The 21,705-nt window shown below is 69.4% G+C and carries 25 protein-coding genes; 12 read left to right on the forward strand and 13 right to left on the reverse strand.

The genetic code is table 11. The annotated features are described in order from the left end of the window. Positions 1-409: 409 nt before the first annotated feature. From xseA to AC1DYP_RS21665, 4 genes are all read left to right on the forward strand, one after another. Complete coding sequence (gene xseA, locus AC1DYP_RS21650; RefSeq protein WP_477048075.1) at positions 410-1,999, forward strand: exodeoxyribonuclease VII large subunit; 1,590 nt, start codon at positions 410-412, stop codon at positions 1,997-1,999. A 56-nt stretch (positions 2,000-2,055) separates the two neighbouring features. Next, positions 2,056-2,277, forward strand: coding sequence for a DUF2093 domain-containing protein (locus AC1DYP_RS21655; protein ID WP_477035947.1), 222 nt, complete (start codon positions 2,056-2,058; stop codon positions 2,275-2,277). Between the two features lie 122 nt (positions 2,278-2,399). Beyond that, on the forward strand, positions 2,400-3,140 hold the full coding sequence (locus AC1DYP_RS21660; protein ID WP_477048076.1) for a M23 family metallopeptidase: 741 nt from the start codon (positions 2,400-2,402) through the stop codon (positions 3,138-3,140). 102 nt (positions 3,141-3,242) lie between these two features. Beyond that, positions 3,243-3,746 (forward strand): response regulator, encoded by a 504-nt coding sequence (locus tag AC1DYP_RS21665; protein WP_477035949.1) that lies wholly within the window; start codon positions 3,243-3,245, stop codon positions 3,744-3,746. A 1-nt stretch (position 3,747) separates the two neighbouring features. Here the strand turns inward: AC1DYP_RS21665 and AC1DYP_RS21670 are convergent, their stop codons facing one another. Beyond that, positions 3,748-4,674, reverse strand: coding sequence for a lysophospholipid acyltransferase family protein (locus AC1DYP_RS21670; RefSeq protein WP_477035950.1), 927 nt, complete (start codon positions 4,672-4,674; stop codon positions 3,748-3,750). A 139-nt stretch (positions 4,675-4,813) separates the two neighbouring features. On the opposite strand from AC1DYP_RS21670, the gene AC1DYP_RS21675 reads away from it, so the two are divergent. Both AC1DYP_RS21675 and hisN read left to right on the forward strand, forming a co-directional pair. Continuing rightward, on the forward strand, positions 4,814-5,197 hold the full coding sequence (locus tag AC1DYP_RS21675) for a helix-turn-helix domain-containing protein (RefSeq protein ID WP_477035951.1): 384 nt from the start codon (positions 4,814-4,816) through the stop codon (positions 5,195-5,197). 55 nt (positions 5,198-5,252) lie between these two features. Continuing rightward, positions 5,253-6,089 carry a histidinol-phosphatase gene (gene hisN / locus AC1DYP_RS21680; RefSeq protein WP_477048077.1) on the forward strand — a complete coding sequence of 279 codons (837 nt, stop codon included), beginning with the start codon at positions 5,253-5,255 and terminating at the stop codon, positions 6,087-6,089. Positions 6,090-6,096: 7 nt separating this feature from the next. Here hisN and AC1DYP_RS21685 read toward each other — a convergent pair whose 3' ends face one another. From AC1DYP_RS21685 to AC1DYP_RS21710, 6 genes are all read right to left on the reverse strand, one after another. After that, a complete protein-coding gene (locus AC1DYP_RS21685) occupies positions 6,097-6,474 on the reverse strand; it encodes a hypothetical protein (RefSeq protein WP_477048078.1) in 378 nt (125 codons plus the stop codon). Then, a complete protein-coding gene (locus tag AC1DYP_RS21690; protein WP_477048079.1) occupies positions 6,471-7,442 on the reverse strand; it encodes an alpha/beta hydrolase in 972 nt (323 codons plus the stop codon). Before AC1DYP_RS21690 ends, AC1DYP_RS21685 begins: the two co-directional genes overlap by 4 nt. A 3-nt stretch (positions 7,443-7,445) precedes the next feature. Beyond that, on the reverse strand, positions 7,446-7,754 hold the full coding sequence (locus AC1DYP_RS21695) for an SCP2 sterol-binding domain-containing protein (protein ID WP_477035955.1): 309 nt from the start codon (positions 7,752-7,754) through the stop codon (positions 7,446-7,448). A 90-nt stretch (positions 7,755-7,844) separates the two neighbouring features. Next, positions 7,845-8,519 (reverse strand): hypothetical protein, encoded by a 675-nt coding sequence (locus tag AC1DYP_RS21700; protein WP_477048080.1) that lies wholly within the window; start codon positions 8,517-8,519, stop codon positions 7,845-7,847. Beyond that, the gene (locus AC1DYP_RS21705) at positions 8,516-9,418 is read right to left on the reverse strand and encodes a class I SAM-dependent methyltransferase (RefSeq protein WP_477048081.1); all 903 of its coding nucleotides are present in this window, start codon (positions 9,416-9,418) and stop codon (positions 8,516-8,518) included. Before AC1DYP_RS21705 ends, AC1DYP_RS21700 begins: the two co-directional genes overlap by 4 nt. Before the next feature lie 93 nt (positions 9,419-9,511). Then, positions 9,512-10,354: a class I SAM-dependent methyltransferase gene (locus AC1DYP_RS21710; protein ID WP_477048082.1), complete on the reverse strand. Its 843-nt coding sequence runs from the start codon at positions 10,352-10,354 to the stop codon at positions 9,512-9,514. Positions 10,355-10,595: 241 nt separating this feature from the next. Here AC1DYP_RS21710 and AC1DYP_RS21715 point away from each other — a divergent pair, with 241 nt between their 5' ends. Continuing rightward, positions 10,596-11,063 carry an Hsp20 family protein gene (locus tag AC1DYP_RS21715; RefSeq protein WP_477035959.1) on the forward strand — a complete coding sequence of 156 codons (468 nt, stop codon included), beginning with the start codon at positions 10,596-10,598 and terminating at the stop codon, positions 11,061-11,063. A gap of 127 nt (positions 11,064-11,190) precedes the next feature. Here AC1DYP_RS21715 and AC1DYP_RS21720 read toward each other — a convergent pair whose 3' ends face one another. The 3 genes from AC1DYP_RS21720 to gpmA all read right to left on the reverse strand — a co-directional run bounded on the left by AC1DYP_RS21720 (position 11,191) and on the right by gpmA (position 14,703). Beyond that, on the reverse strand, positions 11,191-12,453 hold the full coding sequence (locus AC1DYP_RS21720) for a pentapeptide repeat-containing protein (protein WP_477048083.1): 1,263 nt from the start codon (positions 12,451-12,453) through the stop codon (positions 11,191-11,193). Positions 12,454-12,609: 156 nt separating this feature from the next. Beyond that, positions 12,610-13,869, reverse strand: coding sequence for a pentapeptide repeat-containing protein (locus AC1DYP_RS21725; RefSeq protein WP_477035961.1), 1,260 nt, complete (start codon positions 13,867-13,869; stop codon positions 12,610-12,612). Between the two features lie 123 nt (positions 13,870-13,992). Then, positions 13,993-14,703, reverse strand: coding sequence for a 2,3-diphosphoglycerate-dependent phosphoglycerate mutase (gene gpmA / locus AC1DYP_RS21730; protein ID WP_477048084.1), 711 nt, complete (start codon positions 14,701-14,703; stop codon positions 13,993-13,995). Between the two features lie 122 nt (positions 14,704-14,825). Between gpmA and AC1DYP_RS21735 the strand changes: the two genes are divergently transcribed. The 4 genes from AC1DYP_RS21735 to AC1DYP_RS21750 all read left to right on the forward strand — a co-directional run bounded on the left by AC1DYP_RS21735 (position 14,826) and on the right by AC1DYP_RS21750 (position 18,279). Beyond that, positions 14,826-15,068: a hypothetical protein gene (locus tag AC1DYP_RS21735; protein ID WP_477048085.1), complete on the forward strand. Its 243-nt coding sequence runs from the start codon at positions 14,826-14,828 to the stop codon at positions 15,066-15,068. Beyond that, positions 15,065-16,021, forward strand: a complete 957-nt coding sequence (locus AC1DYP_RS21740; RefSeq protein ID WP_477048086.1) for a KpsF/GutQ family sugar-phosphate isomerase — start codon at positions 15,065-15,067, stop codon at positions 16,019-16,021. Before AC1DYP_RS21735 ends, AC1DYP_RS21740 begins: the two co-directional genes overlap by 4 nt. A gap of 65 nt (positions 16,022-16,086) precedes the next feature. Continuing rightward, on the forward strand, positions 16,087-16,740 hold the full coding sequence (locus AC1DYP_RS21745) for a hypothetical protein (protein WP_477048087.1): 654 nt from the start codon (positions 16,087-16,089) through the stop codon (positions 16,738-16,740). Between the two features lie 87 nt (positions 16,741-16,827). Then, the gene (locus tag AC1DYP_RS21750) at positions 16,828-18,279 is read left to right on the forward strand and encodes a M6 family metalloprotease domain-containing protein (RefSeq protein WP_477048088.1); all 1,452 of its coding nucleotides are present in this window, start codon (positions 16,828-16,830) and stop codon (positions 18,277-18,279) included. An 8-nt stretch (positions 18,280-18,287) separates the two neighbouring features. Here the strand turns inward: AC1DYP_RS21750 and AC1DYP_RS21755 are convergent, their stop codons facing one another. The 3 genes from AC1DYP_RS21755 to AC1DYP_RS21765 form a co-directional block, all read right to left on the reverse strand. Further along, on the reverse strand, positions 18,288-18,668 hold the full coding sequence (locus AC1DYP_RS21755) for a response regulator (protein ID WP_477048089.1): 381 nt from the start codon (positions 18,666-18,668) through the stop codon (positions 18,288-18,290). A 54-nt stretch (positions 18,669-18,722) separates the two neighbouring features. Next, positions 18,723-19,352 (reverse strand): uracil phosphoribosyltransferase, encoded by a 630-nt coding sequence (gene upp, locus AC1DYP_RS21760; protein ID WP_477035968.1) that lies wholly within the window; start codon positions 19,350-19,352, stop codon positions 18,723-18,725. Positions 19,353-19,444: 92 nt separating this feature from the next. After that, positions 19,445-20,068 (reverse strand): TetR/AcrR family transcriptional regulator, encoded by a 624-nt coding sequence (locus AC1DYP_RS21765; protein WP_477035969.1) that lies wholly within the window; start codon positions 20,066-20,068, stop codon positions 19,445-19,447. Positions 20,069-20,169: 101 nt separating this feature from the next. Between AC1DYP_RS21765 and AC1DYP_RS21770 the strand changes: the two genes are divergently transcribed. Then, positions 20,170-21,651 carry an efflux transporter outer membrane subunit gene (locus AC1DYP_RS21770; protein WP_477048090.1) on the forward strand — a complete coding sequence of 494 codons (1,482 nt, stop codon included), beginning with the start codon at positions 20,170-20,172 and terminating at the stop codon, positions 21,649-21,651. Positions 21,652-21,705: the final 54 nt, after the last annotated feature.

Raw genomic sequence — 21,705 nt, forward strand, 5'->3', positions numbered from 1 at the left:
CCCACCCATTGGCCCGCGCCCTCGGCGGCCGGTTTCTCCCGAAAGGGATCGAGACCGGGTCCGGCTAAGCCTCAACAGGGCTGCCCACCGGATGCTGGCGGATAACGATGGCGCGGAGCGATCGGCTTCGTCGAAACGGTATTCATTCAAAGATCTCCGGACGTCGTCCGGCGCTCCGCGACCCTTTCCATTCCCTCTCACAGCCGAAGGCGTGAGCTTGCAGCGCCGTGCCCGCTAACACTTGCCCCCACCTGGCGGCTTCGCCGCCTGTCCGCCCCCACAGGGGGCGGAGGACGCGCCTCTTCCCCCTGGGGGGAAGACGACCGCGAAGCGGTCCGTAGGGGGCAAGTGGTCGCCGCACGGAGCATCCCATTTCACCCAATCCAGCTTCCGTCCTATCTAGAACCCCATGACCGACGTCGCCGCCCCCGATTCCAACGCCCAGGCCTATTCCGTCTCGGAACTGGCCTTCGCCCTGAAGCGCACGCTGGAAGACCGGTACAGCTTCGTGCGGCTGCGCGGCGAGCTGTCGAAGGTCACCCACCACTCCAACGGCCACGTCTACCTGACCATCAAGGACGACAAGGCCGCGATCGACGGCGTGGTCTGGAAGGGCAATGTCCGCCAGCTGCAGATCCGGCCCGAACACGGGCTGGAGGTCATCGTCACCGGCAAGATCACCACCTATCCGGCCGGGTCGCGCTACCAGATCGTCATCGAGACCATGGAGGCCGCCGGGGTCGGCGCCCTGCTGGCCCAACTGGAACGCCTCAAGGCCAAGCTGCACGCCGAGGGCCTGTTCGCGCCGGAGCGCAAGCGCCCCCTGCCCTCGATGCCGGCCGTGGTCGGGGTGATCACCAGCCCGACCGGGGCGGTGATCCGCGACATCCTGCACCGCATCCGCGACCGCTGGCCCTGCCAGGTGCTGGTCTGGCCCTGCGTGGTCCAGGGCGACGCCGCCGCCGGCCAGGTCAGCGCGGCGATCCGTGGCTTCAACGCCATCGCGCCGGGTGGTCCCGTACCGCGCCCCGACATCATCATCGTCGCCCGGGGCGGCGGCTCGGTCGAGGACCTGTGGGCCTTCAACGACGAGGGCCTGGCCCGCACGGTGGCCGAGGGGACGATCCCGCTGATCTCGGCCGTCGGCCACGAGACCGACACCACCCTGATCGACTTCGTCTCCGACCGTCGCGCCCCGACCCCGACCGCCGCCGCCGAGATGGCCACGCCGGTGCTGGCCGAGCTGCGGGCCCTGGTCAGCGACTACGATCGCCGCCTGAACACCTGCGGCGGCCGGGTGATCGAGGAGCGGCGCACCCGCCTGATCAGCGCCGCCCGCGGCCTGCCCCGGCCCGCCGACCTGCTGGCCCTGGCCCAGCAGCGCCTGGACCTGGCGGTGCGCGGCCTGCCGCGTCTCGACGACCTGACCGCCCCGGCCGAACGCCGCTTCAAGGAGGTCGCCGCCCGCCTGGACGCGGCCCTGCAGCGCAACACCGACATCCACGCCCGCGACCTGCTGAAAGTCACCCCCCGCCTGTCGCCCGAGACCCTGCACCGCCAGCGCGCCGACTGCGGCCGCCGGGTCGAGGACCTGGGCCGACGGCTGGACCTGGCGGCCCGTCGGGTCCCGGAACGGGTGGCCCAGCACGCCCGGCTGCCCGCCCTTCAGGAACGGCTGAACGCGGTGGCCCGGCGACGGCTGGAGCGCGAGACCGACCGCCTGACCAGCCTGGACAAGCTGCGGCTGTCGCTCAATCCCGAACGGCCGCTGGAGCTGGGCTTCGCCCTGGTGCACAGGGCCGACGGCTCGATCGCCCGCTCGGCCGCCGAACTGACCAGCGGCGAGCGCGTCAGCCTGAAGTTCAAGGCCGGCGAGCGCGACGCGGTGATCGACGGCGAGGGTTCGACGCCGGTCCCCCCCGCGCCGGTCGCCGCGCCGCGTCCGGCGCCCAAGCCCAAGGCCCCACCGCCGCCCACGGATCAGGGCAGCCTCTTTTGATCCGGCTTCCGCCCGCCCACCTGTTCCCCCGACCTCAACTGGCGTAAAAGAGCCTCATGAACGCGTTCGATCCCAATCTCGGCAAATCCGGCGGCCCGGCCACCCTGCACTACGGCGACGGCGAGTTCGCCATCATGAGCCCAGGCCAATACGTGCTGTGCGCGGTCACCGGCGCCAAGGTGTCGCTGGAGAACCTGCGCTACTGGAGCCCGGAGCTGCAGGAGGCCTATGCCGGCCCCACCGAGGCCCTGAAGCGCTGGCGGGAGAGCCGGGGCTGAACCGGCGGGGGGCGCTTGCCGGCCTGACGCTCGGTAGCCTGACGCTCGCCCTGGGCTTCCCGACCCTCGCCCGCGCCGCCGCGCCCGGCCTGACCCTGTCGGGCCGCTTCGTCCAGGGCGGCATGGTCGTCGGCCATACCGCGCCGCGCGCCACCGTGCTGCTGAACGGCGCGCCGGCCGCCCAGGCCTCGGCCGACGGCTGGTTCGTGATCGGCTTCGATCGCGACGCCCCGCCCCCGGCCCTGATCAAGGTCGAGACCGCCGACGGCTCGGCCAGCCACCAGGCGACCATCGCGCCGGGCGTCTTCGACATCCAACGCATCGACGGCCTGGCCCAGGACCAGGTCGCGCCCAGCGATCCCGCCCTGCTGGCCCGCATCGCCGCCGAGGGCGCGCGCAAATCGGCGGGTTTCGCCAGCCGAGTGGACGGCGACTGGTTCCGCACCGGCTTCATCTGGCCCGTCCAGGCCACGCGCCGCTCGTCCAGCTTCGGCGGCCAGCGCATCCTGAACGGCGAGCCCAAGCGCCCGCACTACGGCGTCGACCTGGCCGCCCCGATCGGGACGCCCGTGGTGGCTCCAGCCGCCGGCGTGGTCAGCTTCGCCGAGACCGGCCTGCACTTCGAAGGCGGGCTGATCCTGATCGACCACGGCCAGGGCCTGATCACCGCCTATCTGCACCTGTCGCGCGTCGACGTCGCCGCCGGCCAGTCGGTGGCCCAGGGCCAGCGGATCGGCGCGGTCGGCCAGGAAGGCCGCGCCACCGGCCCGCACCTGTGCTGGCGCATGAAGTGGCGCGACCAGAACCTCGACCCGTCCCTGATGGTCGGCCTGATGGCCGGCAAGCCGCAACCACACGCGTAGGGAGAACTTTGTTAGCTCAATTCCCCTGCCAGGGGATCGACAGCCCGTTAGCTCTACAGTATGCCCGCCATCCCCCTTGCCGTGATGGAGGTCTTGTCCCGCATGTCCGCGACGCTCGATCAGCTGCGCTTTCTGCTGGTGGACGACAACCATCACATGCGGGCGATCGTCTCGACGATCCTCAAGGGCGTCGGCGTGCGGCACGTGTTCGAGGCCATGGACGGCGCCGAAGCCCTGCAGGTCGTCCGCGACCACCAGATCGACATCGCCATCGTCGACTTCCGGATGGCGCCCCTGGACGGCGTGCAGTTCACCCAGCTGGTCCGCCAGTCGCCCGACAGTCCGGACCCGTTCCTGCCGATCATCATGCTGACCGGCTTCGCCGAGCGGCATCGGGTGCTTGAGGCCCGCGACGCCGGAGTCACCGAGATCGTCGTCAAGCCGGTCACCGCCCGCTCGCTGCTGGACCGCATCGATGCGGTGATCTTCAAGCCCCGGCCGTTCATCCGCACCGAGGACTATTTCGGGCCCTGCCGCCGTCGCCGCGACGACCCCAAGTACGACGGGCCCCGCCGGCGCGGCAACGAGCGGATGCTGGAGCTCTAGCTCACTCGCCCCGGGCCGCCAGCTCGGCATAGACCTCGTTCGGCCACCGCCGGTGGACCCAGAACCATTCCTCGGGCCGCTCGCGGATGCGGTCTTCCATGAAGGCGTTGATCAGCTTCACGCCCGCCTCGATGTCGGCGGAGCGGTCGCCGGTGTCGGGCAGATGGATCGGATCGTGGACCACCGCCCGGAAATGCGCCCCCTCGGTGCGCTGCACCGACATCGGCTGCAGCACCGTGCCGAAACGGATCGCGAGGCGCGACGGCCCCGGCGCCGTGCGCACCGGATGGCCGAAGAACAGCCCCTCGACGCCGTTGTTGAACTTCTGGTCGTTCATCAGCGCAACGGACTTGCCCTGCTTCATGCCTTCCAGCAGCTCTCGAGCCCCGTCGCCGCCCTTGGGCGCGAACAGCCGCACACCGTAGCGGAAGCGGCTGGCCTTGATGCGCTCGTCGACATACGGATTGTTGGCCGCGCGATAGGTCATCTCGCAGACGACCCCGGAATCCACGATCGCCGCGGGCATCACCTCCCAGTTCGACAAGTGTCCCGAAACGAAGACCACGGGCGTCTTCTCTGCGGCGATCTGGAACAGCCGCTGCTGGTTGACCACCTCGACCCGCCCGGTGGACGGCAGGATTTTGTCCATCAGCGGGAACTCGGCGAAGGTACGGCCCAGGCCGTCCCACTGCGCCTTGAGCATGGCCGCGCGCCAGGCTTCGTCCTTGTCCGGAAAGGCCAGCTTGAGATTGCGGGTCGCCACCTTGTGCGCGCCGCTCAACGGTCCGACCGTGCGGCCCAGCCAGCCGCCGAACGCTGAAGCGGCGTCGACGCCCAGCAGGCGCACCACGCCTATGAAGAGGTCAAAGCCCAGCGCTTCCGCGCGCCACAGGAGATCCTGGCCCAAGGGCCGACGCTTATCCGACATGAACCCTTAGTAGCCTGCTTCGTGGACGAGTGGGACTCGGAGCGTGTGTCGACTCGCGTGGTTCGCCCGGCACGCGACTTGCGGCTGCCAGCCCAGACCGTTCCGTTTCGGGACGGGAACATGAAATCGGGGCGTCATCATGGGCAACGACATTGATGTTTATCTGGGCAAGCGATTGCGGCGTCGTCGCCGTCTGCTGGGCCTGACTCAACAACAGCTGGCCGGCACCGTCGGGGTGCGCTTCCAGCAGATCCAGAAGTACGAATGCGGCGCCAACCGCATCTCGGCCGCTCGCCTCTGGCAGCTGTCCGAGGCGCTGGAGGTTCCGGTCGGTTACTTCTACGACGGCCTGTCGGACCGTGCGCTGAAGGAAACCACCACCGAAGCCGAAGGCGGCGAGATGTTCGCCCGCAAGGAGACGCTGGACCTGGTCCGCGCCTACTACCTGCTGGGCGAGCGTCCGCGTCGTCGCTTGCTGGATCTGGCCAAGTCGCTGAACGGCGGCGAGGCGATCGAAGCCTGAGTTTGGGGATCGCGAACGGTGGCGTCGAGTCGAAGGGCGGGCTAATCCTCGCCCCATGACCCTCGCTTCCGATCACCTCGCTCAGCTCGACGCCTTCGTCGTTGACCTCAATCGCGCCTCGGCCGCGGCGATCCTGCCGCTGTTCCGCGCCGACCACGGGTTGGAAGACAAGGGCGCCGGCAAGAACCTGCCGCGCGACAGCCACGCCGCCTTCGATCCGGTGACCGAAGCCGATCGCGGCGCCGAGGCCGCGATCCGCAAGCTGATCGCCGAACGTTATCCCGAGCACGGGGTGATCGGCGAGGAGTACGGCGAAGACCGCCCCGACGCCGAGTTCGTCTGGGTTCTGGACCCGATCGACGGCACGCGCGCCTTCATCTCGGGCCTGCCGTTGTGGACCACCCTGATCGGCCTGCGCCATCAGGGACGTTCCGTGCTGGGCTCGATCGGCCAGCCCTATACGGGCGAGATCTTCATCGGCTCGGCCGCTGGATCGCGTCTGCTGTCGCGGGGCGCCGAGCGGGCGATCCGGGTGCGCGAGTGCCCCAAGCTGACCGACGCGATCATCGCCACCACCGACCCCGACGCCTGCTTCGACGGTGCCGAGCGCGGCGCCTGGCTGCAGGTGCGCGCCGCCGCCAAGCTGGCGCGCCTGGGCTGCGACGCCTACGCCTACGCCATGGTCGCCATGGGCAAGATGGACATGGTCATCGAGGCCGGCCTGAAGTCCTGGGACGTCGAGGCGGCCATTCCCCTGATCCAAGGCGCCGGCGGGATCGTCACCGACTGGCGCGGCGAACCGATCGGCCCCGACGGCGGCCAGATGGTGATCTCCGGCGACCGCCGCTGCCTGGATGAGGCGCTGGTGTCGCTGCGCCGGTCGGCGAAGTAGCCGGCGCCTAGGCGCGCCACAACGGAAACACCGCTACATCGGTTGACCCCATGGCCCTGGTCATGGCCTCAAAGTCAAAGCCGGGCAGGGCCATCAGGCGATCGATAACGATCTGCTCGTTGGCGGCGCCGCCTGGAAACGCGACGGCGACGCGGTCGTCCAAGCCGAACAGCAACCACCAAAGGTCCGCTCCCCAGGGACCGGAGTCGTCGGTCTCGACAATGACGCCGCGAAGATCCGAGATCGCCAACCGATGCTCCTGACCATCAGGATCTCGGACCGCGATGACCTCGTCGATGAGCAACATGACGTATTCAGTCTCGGGTTCGGCTCGGCGCTCCGGAGCCAGGCCGCCCAGCGATTTCAGCCAGGTCCAGAAACTCATTCGGACCCGCCGTCGCGCAAGGGCGCGACCCCGTCCACCGTCTCGTCGAACGCCTTCCAGAACACCGCCCGGCGGTCGTTGGTCTCGATCAGGATCTCGTGGAAGGCGTCGGGGATCTCGACGTAGCGGCCCTTCGGCATGCGGGCGGCGGTCGACTTCTCGTCGGCGATCAGCACCCGGCTGTCCTGGCCCGCCGCGACGATGGTCACCGGGATCGACACGGCCTCGACGCCCTTGGTCCGGCGCAGGAAGGCGCAGGCCGAGAACGCGAAGTCGGTCCAGCCCCAGGTGATGCCGCCCAGGGCGATGTCGGGATTGGCGTGGATCTGGGCCCGATGGCTAGCGTAGCGGGCCGCGTCGTGGGTCAGGGCGTCCTTGGGAAAGCTCTGGACGAACGGGTCGCCGGCGTCGCCCAGCACGTAGTCGCCCTTGTAGCGCGAGCGGCTCATCAGCCAGGCCAAGGCCCGCGCTCCGCCGGCGGGCTTGCCGCCGGTGTTGAGGCCCAGCATCGGGGCGGACAGCACGGCGGCGGCGAAGCGGCTCTCGCCCGTGGCCAGGGCCAGCATGGTCAGGCAGCCGCCCATCGAGTGCCCCAGGGCGATCCAGGGCTTGGGCAGCCGCGCCTCGAACGCGGCCAGCAGCGCCTGGTAGTCGCCGAGGAATTCCTTGAACCCGGCCGCGTGGCCCTTCAGGCGATCCGGCAAGGCGCGGTGCGATAGCCCCTGCCCTCGCCAATCATGGACCAGAACCACGAAGCCGCGGTCCAGCAGATCCTGCACGACCTCGAAATACTTCTCGATCGGCTCGCTGCGGCCGGGGCTGACCACCACCGAGCCGCGCGGCGAACCTTCCGGCGCAAAGAAAGCGGCGCGGAGGGTCGCCCCGTCCGCGCCGCTGAACCACTCTGCCTTGCCATGGTCGGGGACGGGCGCCTCGGGAATCGAGACCAGCGGCGCCGCATCCCCCATGGATCAGCGCATCTTCGCGAAGAGGGCCGCCATCTTCGACTGCAGGGCCATGGCCGTGCCCATGTCCGACAGCTTCAGCTTGCCGGTCATCACCGCCATGGTCGGGTCGAGCGAGCCGGCGCCGATGGCCAGCAGGTCGTCCAGCGAGAGGGTCATGGTCAGGTCGGCCGGCTTGTCTTCGTTGGTGACCGAACCACCGTCGATGTGGATGACGCCGGTTTCCTTCAGGTCGAACTTCAGGCTCTTGCCCAGGCCGCTGTCGTCGCCTACGGCGCCTTTGATACGATCGGTGATTTCCTGCAACGTAGCCATTAGCGCGTCTCCCTCTGTGGCGCGTGGATTCTGGGCGGCAGACTGGCCGCTGGATCGCGGCGAGTAAACACTGTTCAGACGCGCCGGCGGCTATTTCTTCGTGACGTAATAGTCCACCGCCGACGGGGTTTTGGCCAAACGGACGCGGGACGCGCCCTTGAACTGGCCGGGTTCGAAGACAACGCCTCCGGCGATGACCGGCAGCGGCCTGGAGCTTCCGTTGGGGAAGATCGCCACGCCGGAATCGACCGTCAGGAACTTCAGGCCGTCCATCTGCGGCGCCATCAGGGCCATGGGGCCGGCGGCCTTGCGGATGGCCTTGTTGGAGTCCTCGACCGTGGCGACCAACTCTCGCGCATCGTACTCGGCGGCCGGCTTGAGCACGGGATCGAGCAGCATGGTCGAACCCAGCTTGGTGTCGGCGGGAACGTCGAAACTGACCTGCGCCTTGGCCTGAAGTTGGGCCAGGGTGGGCGTGCGCTCGAAACGCCCCTCGCCGTCGATCGGCAGCGGGGTGCGGACGCCGTTGGCCTCGATCAGGGTCGCCTTGACGCCGGCCGCCCGTTTGCCCTCGCGCATCAGGGCGTAGGTGACCTTGATCCTGGACCGCTCGGCGGCCGGCACTTTCAGAAAGGCCTCCAGGAACGAGAAGACCTTGGTGGCGGGCGCGAACTTGCCCGCCTCGGCGCGCGCCGTCGAAGGGATCGTGGCCGCTAGCGCCAGGGTCATAAGGGCCGAGGCGACGGCGCGCCGGTCCAGGCTCATTTCGGTTTCACGAACTTCAGGGTCATGCGGTCGCTCTCGCCGATGGCGTCGTACTTGGCGTGGTCGAAGCCGGGCTCGGCCGGCTCGCCGCGCGGGGCCGACAGTCGGGTCGGCGGCAGGGTCCAGACGCCGAACGGATGATCCTTGGTGTCCTTGGGATTGGCGTTGATCTCGCTTTCGCCCGCCAGGACGAAGCCGGCCTCCTTGGCCATCTCGATCACATAGGCCTGCTGCACGTAGCCGTCGGCGGCCAGGACGTCCTGTACGCGCCCGGGTTCGCCGCGATGTTCCTCGACCCCGAGCACGCCGCCCGGCTTGAGCGCGGTCAGGGCTTCCCGGAAGGCCTTCTCGGCCAGGCCCGCGGCCATCCAGTTGTGCAGGTTGCGCAGGAACAGCACCAGATCGGCCGACCCGGCCGGAGCCACCGGGCCGCTGGACGGTCCGAACGCCGTGACGACGACCTCGCCATAGAGCTTCTTCTTGTCGGCCAGCTTGCGCTGGTAGGCCTCGACGGACGCCTTGGCGCTGGGCTCATCCGGCAGGTCGGTCTGCAGCGAGGCGGCGTAGAGCTTGCCGCCGGTCGCCGCCAGATAGGGGGCGAGGATGTCGGTGTACCAGCCGGAGCCGGGCCAGAACTCGACCACGGTCTGCCCCGGCTTGAGGCCCCAGAACTCGAGGCTCTCGACGGGATGACGCGAAGCGTCGCGGGCCTTGTCGGCCGGCGAGCGCCAGTCGCCCTCGGTCGCGGCCTTCAGGGTCATGGTTCCGACCTTGTCCGCCGGCTTGCCCGCGCCAGCCTCGGTGTCCGGCTTGGCCGGCTTGCGGCCGCAGCCCGCCAGGCTCAGCGCGGCGACGCCGGTGAGCAGCCCCCGCCGCGACCATCGAAGTCCTGAACCCATGCCGCCACCCACCATCAATTCACAGCCCCCGATCATGCACCCGACCTTGGCGAAACTTCGCCCGGATCAGCCCAGTTTTCAGCTTGGCAAGGTTCAGCTCGGCTTGCGGAAGCGCAGCGTCATGCGGTCGCTCTCGCCGATGGCGTCGTACTTCGTGCGGTCGAAGGTCGGATCGGCCGGCTGGCCGCTGGGCGCGGTCTGCCTGACCGGCGGCAAGGTCCAGACGCCGAACGGATGGTCCTTGGTGTCCTTGGGGTTGGCGTTGATCTCGGACTTGGCGTCGAGCTTGAAGCCGGCCTTTTCCGCCAGCGCCACCACCGTGGCCGTCGCCAGATAACCGTCCGCGCCCTTGTCGGTCTCGGACTTGGGATCGGCGCGATGGTCCTCGACCGCCAGGATGCCGCCCGGCTTCAGCACGTCGAAGAAGTCCTTGAAAATCTTGTCGGCCACGCCCGGTTGGCCGGTCCAGTTGTGGACGTTGCGGGCGGTCAGGACCAGGTCGGCGGAGCCCGCCGCGCCCAGGGGTCCGGCGACCGGCCCGAAGTTCACGAACCGCACGGTCCCGTACTTGGCGGGATCCAGGAAGCGCATCTCGAAGTTCGCCCTGCCCTTTCGAGCCCCGTCCGAGATCTTCGGATTGGCCAGGTCGGCGAGACCGGCGACGTAGGTTCCGCCGGTGGCCTTGGCGTAGGGCGCCAGGATCTCGGTCCAGTAACCGCCGCCCGGCGACACCTCGACCACGGTCTGCTTGGGCTTCAGCCCCCAGAAGGTCAGGCTCTCGTAGGGATGGCGAGCGCCGTCGCGGGCCACGTTGGCCGGCGTCCGGTCGGGCGAGGCGACGGCCGCCTGCAACGCCGCGTCGGCGGCGAACACGGGCGAGGCGGAAAGACAAAGCGTCGCGGCGGCGACAAGGAGGAGATGGCGGCGGCAGGTCATCGTCGGAGCTCTCCAAGGTGGGCCGGGGGACCGGGCGAGCCGACCTTAGCCGTGACCGAACGGCGATCAAGCGATTCACCGCCAAGTCGCTCATTCAACCCCTTGAAGTCGAATTTCGGCTCACCACCTTGGTCTCGAAGGCGCTGGAAACCCGGGCCTTCCGGACCGCCGGCGACGCCATTTCGGGTCGCCAAGGGTCTGAATCTATTGAACAACCTTGCTTTGAAAGAAGGATGTCATCATGCGTACGATCGACCTGTCCCCCCTGTATCGCTCCGTCGTCGGATTCGACCGCCTGGCCGCCCTGCTGGACGCCGCCGCCTCGAACGAAGCCGCGTCGGGCTATCCCCCCTACAACATCGAGCGCACCGCCGAGAACGCGTACCGCATCGAGATCGCCGTCGCCGGCTTCAAGTCGGAAGAGCTTGGCATCGAGGTGAAGGAGAACCTTCTCACCGTCACCGGCCGCAAGCCGGCCAATGACGAGGCCAAGCGCTATCTCCACCGCGGCCTGGCCGAGCGCAACTTCGAGCGCCGCTTCCAGCTGGCCGACTACGTGGTGGTGACCGACGCCGCCCTGTCGGACGGCCTGCTGTCGATCTCGCTGAAGCGCGAGCTGCCCGAGGCCCTCAAGCCCCGCACGATCGAGATCAAGTCGGCCGCGCCCCTGATCGAAGGCGACAAGGTCGAAGGCGAGAAGGCAGCCTAACACCACCTTCGCGCGTTACTGTATCTCCCCTCTATGACTTTCAGGGCGACGCCATCAGGCGTCGCCCTTTTTTCTGGCCGGAATGGCGCGCTCATGGACGCGGCCGATCCTCCGGATCGCCGCCGGCCTAAGCCGGCGCGAAATCCAGCCCCTGCACCTGGGTCAGATCGCAGTCGCGCAGGCTGGTCTTGCTCAGCCGAGCGCCGGTGAAGTCGGCGCCCCGCAGGTCGGCGCCGTCGAGCACCGCTTCGCTGAGGTCGGCCGCCTGCAACAGGGCGTAACGCATCCGGGCGGCCTTCAGATTGACCAGGGTCTTGCGCTCGGGACCCAGGGGCAGCGGCGAGAGGAACGCCTGGCGCAGGTCGGCCTTGGTCAGGTTGGCGCCAGACAGCTTGGCGCCGCGCAGGTCCGCGCCGCGCAGATTGGCCATGCGCAGGTCGGCGTTGCGCAGGTCGGCGCCCTGGAGCTGGGTTCCGGACAGGTCGATCCCGACCATGCAGGCGCCGGCCGCGCTCATAGCCGTCAGCCTCAGCCCCTTGAGCCGATCGCCGAGCGGACGCAGGTCTTCGCCGTCCAGCCGGGCGGGCTCGCCCTCCTTGCCGCCGGTCTTGCACCAGGCCTGGTTGGCCAGGCAGCGCTGGTGGATTTCCTCGACGCGCGACAGGGCCCGTTCGGTCGAGGCCGCCAGGCAGCCCTGCATCGCCGCGCCGCTGGTGCGGGCGGTGGAGGTGTCGACCCCCGCCATCACCGCGCCGGTGAAGTTGGCGCCTTCCAGGTTCGCGCCCTTGACGTCGGCGCCGTCCATGATGGCCCCGCTCAGATTGGCTTCCTTGAGGTTGGCCCCCGCCAGCTTGGCGCCGCGCAGCGAGCAGTCGCTGAAGTCGGCCTTGAAGGCCGAGACGCCGGTGAACTGCGAACCGTCCAGCGTCGCGCCCGAGAAGTTGACCTCGTCGACCTCGCCGTTGCGGGTCTCGTGGCGGACGGTCTCCAGGCCCTTGCGAGGATGCGGGATGGCCACCTGGCCTTCCCGGAAGTCGGCCTGGGTCAGGTCGGCCTGCGACAGGTTCGCGCCGCGCAGACAGGCGCCGCGCAGGTCGGCGCGCACCAGCACCGCCTGGCGCAAGTCGGCCTTGCGCAGGTCGGCGCCGAACAGATTGGCCCGCTCCAGCCGCGTGCGGACCATGCGGCAGCCGTCGAGGATGGAGGCCGAGAAATCGGCGTCGGCCAGATTGCGGAAGGACAGGTCCAGGCCCGACAGGTTCATGAAGCGCAGCGAAGCCCGCTTGCCGCCCTGCTTGCCCGTGACGAATTTCTCGTGCGCCGACACGATCATGTCGAGCTCGGCCTGGCTAAGTCGCCGCCGTCCCGCAATGCTCTGCGCCGCGCTCATGTCCTACGCTTCTCCCCCGAGAAACCCATTGATCCCGCTCAGGAATAACGGCGATCGACAAGCGAACCGTTAAGGCCGCGCCGTTTTGCCGCAACTTTCGCGAGGTGGTGTCGAAAATTCGTGGTTAGCGTTACCAGGCGCCAGATCACCCAAGCCCTAGATCACGTCGTCCAGGCCGCGAGCGCCCTGACGGATGGCGCCGGTGATGTCGACGTCCTTGAGCAGGGCGTTGGTGAAGTTGGCGCGCGACAGGTCGGCGCCGCTCAGGCAGGCTTGGCGCAGGTCGGCCCGGGCCAGGTCCGCATTGGTCAGCAGGGCCCCGGTCAGGTCGCTGGGCAGCAGGCGGTCGCGGCCGATCAGCAGCGGCCCCAGCTGGGCCTCGCGCAGGTCCGACCCGGCCAGCTTGGCCCCCTTGAGACGCGCCCCGCGAAGGTCGGCCCGACGCAGGTTGCATGAGCGCAGGTCGGCGCCCTCCAGCTGCGCGCCCTGCATCTGCACGCTCTCCATGTCCAGGCCGTAGAACACCGCCCCCTTGGCCGACAGGGCCGTCAGGTTGAAGCCGCGCACGGATTTCAGGTTGCGCAGGTCGGCCTTGTCGAACACCGAGGGCTTGCCCTCGGCGCCGCCCGTCTCGCACCACTTGGCGTGGTCGGCGATCATCTGCTCGTAGGGCATGTCGGACACGTCCTTGCCCGACGCCTTGTCGGTCAGGGCGCCGTCCATGTTGGTGTCGTTGATGTTCCAGGACATGGTCTTGGCGCCGACCAGGACCGCGTTGCGCAGATCGGCCCCGAACAGGTTGGCGCCCGACAGGTCGGCCCCGGCCAGGTTGGCCCCGTTGAAATTGGCCTGCTTGAGGTTGGCCCGCACCAGCTTGGCGTCCTTGAGGATCGCGTCGCTGAAGTCGGCCTTGGTGGCGATGATGCCGGACAAGCGCGAGCGTTCGAGGTTGGCGCCCGCTAGGATAGCGCCGTGGGCCTGGGCTTCGCGCTGCACCGGCTCGATGACGCGATAGCCTTCCTTGCGGTCGGCGGCGGCGATCTGACCTTCGCGAAGGTCGGCCTCGAACAGGTCGGCGCCGGTCAGGTTGGCGCCGCGCAGGCTGGAGCCGCGCAGGTCGCAGCGCCGCATCGAGGCGTCGGTCAGGTCCGAGCCGTGCAGGTCCGCGCCGTACAGGGTGGCGTTGTCGAGCTTGGTGCGCCGCATGTCGCAGCCGACCAACAGGGCGCCGGTGAAGTCGGCGTCGCAGAGATTGCGGCCGGTGACCGACAGGCCCGAGAGATCGCAGAAGGCGAAGACGGCGCGTGCGCCTCCCATCCGAGCCGACCACAGACGGTCATGCTTGGCGCAGATCACGTCTACGTCGTGCTGCGTCAGGCGCTTGTGCTCTTGGCCTGCCGCGGGAGGGGCGTTCATGACGGCTCGTATCGGCTCCCCGAAGGGCTAGACCCGCACAATGCGCCGAGCCGGATTAACGCTGCGTTTCCAAGCATTTCGGGACACCGGGGCGCAGCTTGCCCGAGTGTCCCGAACGCTGGATCAGCGCGCCGGCAGCGGCTGGGCGCGGCTTTCATCCAGATAACGCGCGCCGGTCGGCTTGAGGGCCGCGTCCAGATCGATGACCAGCGGATTGCCGGTGGGGATCTCGACATGGACGATGTCGGCGTCGGGCACGTCGAACAGGTGCTTGACGATGGCGCGCAGCGAGTTGCCGTGCGCGGCCACCAGGATCGTTTCGCCGGCCGCCAGCTTGGGCGCGATGGCCGCTTCCCAGTACGGCAGCACGCGCACCAGGGTGGTCTTCAGGCTTTCGGTGCTGGGCAGGTCCTTGCCGGCGTAGCGGCGGTCCTTGGCGAAGTCGTACTCGCCGCCCGGGGCCAGTTCCGGCGGCGGGATGTCGTAGGACCGGCGCCAGATCGTGACCTGCTCCTCGCCGTGCTTCTCGGCGGTCTCGGCCTTGTTCAGACCGGTCAGGCCGCCGTAGTGGCGCTCGTTCAGCCGCCAGTCCTTGGTCACGGGGACGAAGCTCTGGCTGGCCGCGTCCAGCGCCAGGTTGCAGGTGCGGATGGCCCGGGTCTGGACCGAGGTGAAGGCCTCGTCGATGTCGATGCCGGCGGCCTTGATCAGCTCGCCGCCCTTGCGGGCCTGGGCCTCGCCCTCGGCGGTCAGGTCGACGTCCACCCAGCCGGTGAAGCGGTTTTCGAGATTCCATTGGCTCTGGCCGTGGCGGAGCAGGACGAGAACGGGCATCGGACCTCCAAGATGTGTCGGAGGGCGGGCTAAGCCCCGGCCGCCCCCGCGTCAAGCGCCCTGCCCTTGCATTGCCGTTCTCTCGCCCTTCTCTCCTTTGGGGGGCATGCTATAGGCAGGCCATGCCCGATCGCATCCTCATGCCCTTCCTGGCGCTCATCGGCCTGGCCCTGATCGCGTTTTCGCTTGTCTGGCCGCAGGGCTACGGCGCCCGTTCGCCGGCCCCGTTCGGCACGGTTCCGATCCAGCAGACGCCGGAGATGCGGGTCAAGATCCAGCGCGAAAAGGACGCCGCGGCCCTGCGCGATCAACAGGCCCGCCAGCAGGTGAGCGACGCCCGCGCCGCGGCGTCGACCGGGCCATGAGCGCCTTCGACGCCATCCTCGTCGGCCAGCGGGTCCTGAACGCCGAGGCCGAGGCCCTGGCGCTGCTGTCGGCGTCCCTCGACGAATCGTTCGTGCGCGCCGTCGAGGCCCTGTTCGACGCCAAGGGCCGCGTGGTCTGCACCGGCATCGGCAAGTCGGGTCACGTGGCGCGCAAGATCGCCGCGACCCTGGCCTCGACCGGCTCGCCGGCCATGTTCGTGCACGCCGCCGAGGCCAGCCACGGCGACCTCGGCATGATCGGCCAGGGCGACGTGGTGCTGGCCCTGTCCAAGTCCGGCGAGGCCCGCGAGCTGTCCGACAGCCTGGCCTACGCCAAGCGGTTCTCGATCCCGCTGATCGCCATCACCGCCGTCGCCGACAGCCAGCTGGGCCGGGCCGCCGACATCCTTCTGCTGCTGCCCGACGCGCCCGAGGCCACGGCGGAAGTCAACGCCCCGACCACCTCGACCACCCTGCAGATCGCCCTGGGCGACGCCCTGGCCGTGGCCCTGCTGGAGCGCCGCGGCTTCACCGCCAGCGACTTCCGGGTGTTCCACCCCGGCGGCAAGCTGGGCGCCATGCTGCGCACGGTCGGCGACCTGATGCATGGCGAGGGCGAACTGCCCCTGACCCGCGAGGACGCCCCGATGCCCGAGGCGCTGCTGGAGATGAGCGAGAAGCGCTTCGGCGCGGTCGGGGTGATCGCCCCGGACGGCACGCTCAGCGGCCTGATCACCGACGGCGACCTGCGCCGCCACATGGACGGGCTGATGGACCACCTGGCCGGCGAGGTCATGACCCGCGCCCCGCTGACCATCACCCCCGGCGCCCTGGCGGCCGAGGCCCTGGCGGTGATGAACGAGCGGCGCATCACCGTGCTGTTCGTGGTCGACCAAGGCCGCCCGGTCGGCATCCTGCACGTCCACGACCTGCTGCGGGCCGGCGTGATCTGAGGCCGCCCGCTCCCCAGCAGGCGATTCCCCTTGCACGGCGAAGCTAAGACGGGCGATCTCGGGGCATGCGCCGCTCGTCCCTTCCGCTCCTGATCACGGCCCTGCTGCTTGCCGGTCCGGCCGCGCCGGCCCTGGGAGCGTCGGACCCCGGCACGATGCAGCAGAAGGACACCCTGCGCGACGCGGTGGCCGCGCCGCTGGAGGACCTGAACCTCAAGCGGGCCGCGATCCCTCCCGTGCTGCTGCGCGCGGTCGAGAGTCCGTACGACCTGACGGACCTGACCCGCTGCGAGGGCGTCGCCGGCGAGATCGGCCGGCTGGACGCGGCCCTGGGGCCGGACCTGGACGAGGCCCCGCCGCCCGACACCCGCTCGCGCGGCAAGAAGGTCGCCGACGCCGCCTATGGCGCGGGCGTAGGCGAGGTGCGCAACACCACCCAGCACGCCCTGCCCTTCCGTGGCTGGGTGCGCAGGCTGACCGGCGCGGCCAGGCACGACCGGGCGGTGCAGGCGGCGATCCAGGCCGGCGCCGTTCGTCGGGGCTATCTGAAGGGCGTGGGCATGCGGATGAACTGCGCCCCGCCGGCCGCCCCCAGTTGGTTCGTGCCCGCCCCGCCGCCGAAGCCCGTCGCGACGCCGACCGCGCCTGGCCCTCTGGACCGGCTGGCGGCCTTCTGGGACGGCGTGGTGAACTGGTGGCGCGGCTGGTGGCCGTTCTAGCGCGAACATCTCCATATGGTTGAGTTTGCCTGACATGCACTTTTAGGACACTGTGCGAGCCGCGTCGGGCGTCTCGTGGAGGGTTCCATGCGCTATGCGTTCAAGCCGTTTTCCGGATGCGCCTGCCGGCGGGCCCAGTGCGCGGTGCCCGCCTCGCCGGGGCTGATCTCCCAGCTCTACGCGCGGTACCTGTCGCTGCTGGCCGAAGGCCGGCTCGACAAGGACATGACCTTCGAAGCCTATTACAAGGTCTGGCGGGCCAGCCGGCGCGGTCCCAACAATGTCGGGCTGGACGACGGCGAGGTGCGGCTGGGCGGGACCAAGGGCCCCCTGCGGATCGACCAGCCGGCGCGCAAGCTGGCCGGCGAGATCCGCACCATGGTGCTGCTGGTCGACTTCCCGGATCGTCCGCACGCCGACGACCACAGCCCCGGCATGTACGAGCAGATGCTGTTCAGCGTCGGGAAGTTCCCGTCCGGCAGCATGCGCGACTTCTACCGGCAGATCAGCGGCTGGAACAAGGACAGCGGCGCGGAGGGCCCCGGCATCGACGTCACCGGCGAGGTGCACGGCTGGTTCCGGATGCCCAACCCGATCACCTTCTACGCCGACGGCAATTCCGGCATGAGCGACAACTTCCCGCGCAACGCGCCGGCCCTGGCCCGCGACGCGGTGCTGGCCGCCAAGTTCGCCGGCGTCGACTTCGGGGCCTTCGACGCCCTGGGCGAAGGGACCGTCACGGCGCTGTTCGTGATCCACGCCGGCGGCGGGGCCGAGACCACGGGCGACCGCAACGACATCTGGAGCCACAAGTGGATCATCCCGGACGGCGTCGAGGTGGGCCACGGCATCTCGGTCAGCACCTACCTGACCGTGCCCGAGGATTGCCGCGTGGGCGTCTGCGCCCATGAATGGGGCCACCTGGCCGCGCGCTGGGCCGACTATTACGACACCGGCGCCACCCAGAGCACCCAGTCCAACGGCCTTGGCAACTACTGCCTGATGGCGGCCGGGTCGTGGGGCAATTCAGGCCTGACGCCGGTCTATCCCAACGGCATGTTGCGGATGTTCCACGGCTGGGTCGAGCCGCAGATCATCATGGAAAGCAAGAAGGGCGTGGTGCTGAAACCGGCCGCCGAGGGCGGCGCGCCGGTGGTGATCCGCAACTCGGCCTTCATGACCGACAGCCAGTATCTGCTGGTGGAGTACCGACGAAAGCGCAGCCAGGACGCCTTCCTCCCCGACCAGGGCGTGGCGGTCTATGTGGTCGACGAGGCGGTCGAGGACGTCAACGACGAGGGCCGCCTGGCCATCGAGCTGATGCAGGCCGACAACCGGCGCGACCTGGCCAAGATCTTCGGCCAGGGCAATCGCGGCGACTCCAACGACCTCTACCCCTCGCTGGGCAACGCCGAGCTGGGCCGCAAGACTAAGCCGGCGCTGAACATGCCGCGTTCGAAATGGTCCGGCGTCAGCATCAAGGTGGTCGGCAATCCGGGCGACGATCAGATGAAGATCGACATCACCCTGGACGCGTAGAACGCGGACTAGAGCGCGGCCAGGGTCTCGCGCACCTTGGCCGCCAGGTGGCGCGGTTCGAACGGTTTCATCACGTAGCCAGCCGCGCCCAGCTGCATGGCCTGGACGATGCGGTCCAGGCGGCCGTCGCCGGTCAGCATCAGGACAGGCGGCGCCGGATCGTTGGACGCTTCCTTGATCGCCTTGAGGCCGTCCAGACCGCTCTGCCCGGGCATGCGCACGTCCAGCAGCACAAGGACGGGAGTCTCGCTGGCGAGGGCCGCGATCAGCGGTTCCGCCGCTCCGAAGACACGCACGGCGAACCCCTCGCGCTCGAGCGTGATCTGGATCACCTCCAGCGTGACGGGATCATCGTCGGCGACGAAGATCAGGGGCGGCGCGAACAGCATGCGAAAGCCTTAACGCCCAAGCTTGGCCAGCGGAAGACCACCGCCGGACTTTCGTCAGCGCGTGCCGAAAGTCCGGTCACCGGCGTCGCCCAGGCCGGGCACGATGTAGCCGTGGTCGTTCAGCTCGGCGTCCACGGCCGCCGTCCAGATCGGCACGTCGGGATGGGCGGCGCGCAGGGTTTCGACGCCCTGGACCGACGCCACCAGGCAGACGAAGCGCAGGTCGGTGACGCCCGAGCGTTTCAGCAGGTTCAGGGCCGCTACCGCCGTATGGCCCGTGGCCAGCATCGGGTCGACCACGATGACCAGACGGTCGGCGATGTCCTCGGGCGTCTTGTAGTAGTACTCCACCGCCTCCAGCGACGCCGGGTCGCGGAACAGGCCGATGTGCGCCACCCGCGCCGAGGGCACCAGGTCCAGCATGCCCTCGGCCATGCCCAGGCCCGCCCGCAGGATGGGGGCGAAGACCAGCTTCTTGCCGGAGATCTCCTCGGCCTGGGTCGGCGCCACCGGCGTCTCGATCTCGACGGTGTGGGTCGGCAGGGCGCGGGTGACCTCGTAGCAGAGCAAGGTCGCCGTCTCGCGCATCAGGGCGCGGAAGGTCTTGGTCGAGGTCTGCTTGTCGCGCATCCGGGTCAGCTTGTGGCGGACCAGCGGGTGGTCGACGATGGTGACGCCTTGCATGGCCGGGCTTTCCTCTTGCGGGACGCCGGACAGCCGCGTCCCCTCGCCGGACCAAGTGCCGCCTTAAGCCCCCAACGCCAAGCGGAAATCGCCTAGCGGCCGGTTCCGTAGGCGGCCAGGAACATGTTGACCGCCGGCAGCACCTCGCGGTCGATCTCCTCGGACGTCGGCGCGGCCATGGCGTTGCACAGCCGCGCCTTCAGCAGGTGGTTCTGGCACATGCCGATGAATTGCCGGGCGGCGTGGACCGGGTCGTCGATCTTCAGCTGGCCGCCGTCGACCGCCTTCTGCAGGACCGCGCCCAGCCGCTTCGATCCGCTCCGGGGACCGGCCTCGTAGAACGCCAGGCCGATCTCGGGCGTGCGCTGGGCCTCGGCGACGATCACCCGGAAATTGGCCATGCTGAAGTCGCTCAGCACGATCGACAGATAGATGCGCCCCGTCTTGATCAGGGCTTCGCGGATGTCGCCCAGTTCGGACTCGATCTCGAACATGGCGTCGCGCTGCCAGGCGCAGTGGCGCACCACATAGGCGGCGAACAGCTCTTCCTTGTTCTTGAAGTAGTTGTAGAGCGTGCCCTTGGAGCCGCCGACCCGCGCCGCGATCGTCGACATGGATGCATTGGCATAGCCCTCCTCCAGGAACACGTCGCTGGCGACGTCCAGGATGGCTTCACGGCGGGCGTCTCGGTCGAGACGCGGTTTCACGTCCTGCATCATTTCTTTTCCTTCGGGGTCCCCCTTGATCCCGTCAAGCTCACGGTTATATCAGCGCCATCATATGACCGTACAGTACGGTCAATTCAAGGTCGGCGCTCATGACTACCAACGCCCTGGACAAGCCCATCGCCTCTCCAACCGCTTCAGGGTCGCCAAGGTCTCGCGAGGTCGGCGTCACCGTTTCGATCCTGCTGGCCGCCCTTTTGACCAGCGCCTGCGCCACCATGCCCGCCCCGACGCCGGCCCGGGTCGCCAAGGCCCCCGAGGCCTACGCCGCGGCCCAGACCCTGACCACCGCCGAGGCCGCCGCCTGGCCGGCCGACGCCTGGTGGAAGGCCTATGGCGACACCCAGCTGGACGCCCTGGTCGACGAGGCCCTGACCGGCTCCCCCACCCTCGCCCAGGCCGAGGCCCGCCTGCGCCGCGCCCAGGCCCTGGCCAGCCAGGCCAAGGCCGCCCAACTGCCCAGCGTCGGCGCCAACGGCGGCGTCGAGCGCGCCAAGCAGAGCTACAACAACGGCATCCCCGCCGACTTCGTGCCCCAGGGCTACAACGACTACGGCCGGCTGAGCCTGGACTTCAGCTGGGAGCTGGACTTCTGGGGCAAGAACCGCGCGGCCGTCGCCGCCGCCACCTCGGAAGCCCGGGCCGCCCAGGCCGACGCCGCCCAGGCCCGGCTGATGCTGGCCACCTCGGTCGCCGCGTCCTACGCCGACCTGGCCCGGCTCTACGCCGAGCGCGACGTGGCCGAACGCTCCGTGGCCCTGCGGCTGGAGACCTTGAGCCTGGTCAGCGACCGGGTGGCCAACGGCCTCGACACCCGCGGCGAGCTGCGTCAGGCCGAGGCCGGACCGCCCAACGCCCGCGCCGAACTGGCCGCCATCGACGAGCAGATCGCCCAGACCCGCAACGGCCTGGCCGCCCTGCTGGGCGCGGGTCCGGACCGCGGCCTGGCCATCGCCCGTCCCTCGGTCGCCAACCTCAAGCCGTTCGGCCTGCCCGCCAATCTCGCCGCCGATCTGATCGGCCGCCGACCCGACGTGGTCGCCGCCAAGTGGCGGGCCGAGGCCAGCAACAAGCGGATCGGCCAGGCCAAGGCGGCCTTCTATCCGAACGTCAACCTGGCCGCCGCCATCGGCGTGCAGTCGCTGCACCTGGACAAGCTGTTCGACAGTGGTTCGGACGTCGGCAGCGTCGGCCCCGCCGTCAGCCTGCCGATCTTCGAAGGCGGACGGCTGAAGGCCAACCTCCGCGCCGCCGAGGCCGACCGCGACGGCGCCGTGGCCGCCTACGACTCCGCCGTCACCCAGGCCCTCCGCGACGTGGCCGACGTGGCCGCCAGCGAGCGGGCCCTGAACACCCGGCTGGCCGAGAGCCGCGCCGCCCTGGCCGCCAACGAGGACGGCTTCCGCATCGCCCGCCTCCGCTACCAGGGCGGCCTTTCCACCTATCAGAACGTGCTGATCGCCGAGCTGGCGGTTCTGGCCCAACGCCGGAATGTCGCCGACCTGGAAAGCCGCGCCCTGACCCTGGACGTCGCCCTGGTGCGCGCCTTGGGCGGCGGCTTCGCCCCGGTCTGATTTCAGTCTGAACCCTTCTTCGCCCCTTCGCTTTTCGCGCCTCCAGGACCTCCC

The sequence above is a fragment of the Caulobacter sp. P1_D6 genome, assembly GCF_056406095.1.

Excerpts from the sequence above, each read along its gene's own strand:
- AC1DYP_RS21770 (WP_477048090.1), top strand. The coding sequence starts at position 20,170 with ATGACTACCAACGCCCTGGACAAGCCCATCGCCTCTCCAACCGCTTCA.
- AC1DYP_RS21655 (WP_477035947.1), top strand. The coding sequence starts at position 2,056 with ATGAACGCGTTCGATCCCAATCTCGGCAAATCCGGCGGCCCGGCCACC.
- AC1DYP_RS21710 (WP_477048082.1), bottom strand. The coding sequence starts at position 10,354 with ATGACCTGCCGCCGCCATCTCCTCCTTGTCGCCGCCGCGACGCTTTGT.
- AC1DYP_RS21725 (WP_477035961.1), bottom strand. The coding sequence starts at position 13,869 with ATGAACGCCCCTCCCGCGGCAGGCCAAGAGCACAAGCGCCTGACGCAG.
- AC1DYP_RS21750 (WP_477048088.1), top strand. The coding sequence starts at position 16,828 with ATGCGCTATGCGTTCAAGCCGTTTTCCGGATGCGCCTGCCGGCGGGCC.
- xseA (WP_477048075.1), top strand. The coding sequence starts at position 410 with ATGACCGACGTCGCCGCCCCCGATTCCAACGCCCAGGCCTATTCCGTC.
- upp (WP_477035968.1), bottom strand. The coding sequence starts at position 19,352 with ATGCAAGGCGTCACCATCGTCGACCACCCGCTGGTCCGCCACAAGCTG.
- AC1DYP_RS21665 (WP_477035949.1), top strand. The coding sequence starts at position 3,243 with ATGTCCGCGACGCTCGATCAGCTGCGCTTTCTGCTGGTGGACGACAAC.
- AC1DYP_RS21675 (WP_477035951.1), top strand. The coding sequence starts at position 4,814 with ATGGGCAACGACATTGATGTTTATCTGGGCAAGCGATTGCGGCGTCGT.
- AC1DYP_RS21705 (WP_477048081.1), bottom strand. The coding sequence starts at position 9,418 with ATGGGTTCAGGACTTCGATGGTCGCGGCGGGGGCTGCTCACCGGCGTC.
- AC1DYP_RS21720 (WP_477048083.1), bottom strand. The coding sequence starts at position 12,453 with ATGAGCGCGGCGCAGAGCATTGCGGGACGGCGGCGACTTAGCCAGGCC.
- AC1DYP_RS21755 (WP_477048089.1), bottom strand. The coding sequence starts at position 18,668 with ATGCTGTTCGCGCCGCCCCTGATCTTCGTCGCCGACGATGATCCCGTC.
- AC1DYP_RS21715 (WP_477035959.1), top strand. The coding sequence starts at position 10,596 with ATGCGTACGATCGACCTGTCCCCCCTGTATCGCTCCGTCGTCGGATTC.
- AC1DYP_RS21700 (WP_477048080.1), bottom strand. The coding sequence starts at position 8,519 with ATGAGCCTGGACCGGCGCGCCGTCGCCTCGGCCCTTATGACCCTGGCG.
- AC1DYP_RS21740 (WP_477048086.1), top strand. The coding sequence starts at position 15,065 with ATGAGCGCCTTCGACGCCATCCTCGTCGGCCAGCGGGTCCTGAACGCC.
- AC1DYP_RS21735 (WP_477048085.1), top strand. The coding sequence starts at position 14,826 with ATGCCCGATCGCATCCTCATGCCCTTCCTGGCGCTCATCGGCCTGGCC.
- AC1DYP_RS21765 (WP_477035969.1), bottom strand. The coding sequence starts at position 20,068 with ATGCAGGACGTGAAACCGCGTCTCGACCGAGACGCCCGCCGTGAAGCC.
- AC1DYP_RS21660 (WP_477048076.1), top strand. The coding sequence starts at position 2,400 with ATGGTCGTCGGCCATACCGCGCCGCGCGCCACCGTGCTGCTGAACGGC.
- gpmA (WP_477048084.1), bottom strand. The coding sequence starts at position 14,703 with ATGCCCGTTCTCGTCCTGCTCCGCCACGGCCAGAGCCAATGGAATCTC.
- AC1DYP_RS21670 (WP_477035950.1), bottom strand. The coding sequence starts at position 4,674 with ATGTCGGATAAGCGTCGGCCCTTGGGCCAGGATCTCCTGTGGCGCGCG.
- hisN (WP_477048077.1), top strand. The coding sequence starts at position 5,253 with ATGACCCTCGCTTCCGATCACCTCGCTCAGCTCGACGCCTTCGTCGTT.
- AC1DYP_RS21690 (WP_477048079.1), bottom strand. The coding sequence starts at position 7,442 with ATGGGGGATGCGGCGCCGCTGGTCTCGATTCCCGAGGCGCCCGTCCCC.
- AC1DYP_RS21685 (WP_477048078.1), bottom strand. The coding sequence starts at position 6,474 with ATGAGTTTCTGGACCTGGCTGAAATCGCTGGGCGGCCTGGCTCCGGAG.
- AC1DYP_RS21745 (WP_477048087.1), top strand. The coding sequence starts at position 16,087 with ATGCGCCGCTCGTCCCTTCCGCTCCTGATCACGGCCCTGCTGCTTGCC.
- AC1DYP_RS21695 (WP_477035955.1), bottom strand. The coding sequence starts at position 7,754 with ATGGCTACGTTGCAGGAAATCACCGATCGTATCAAAGGCGCCGTAGGC.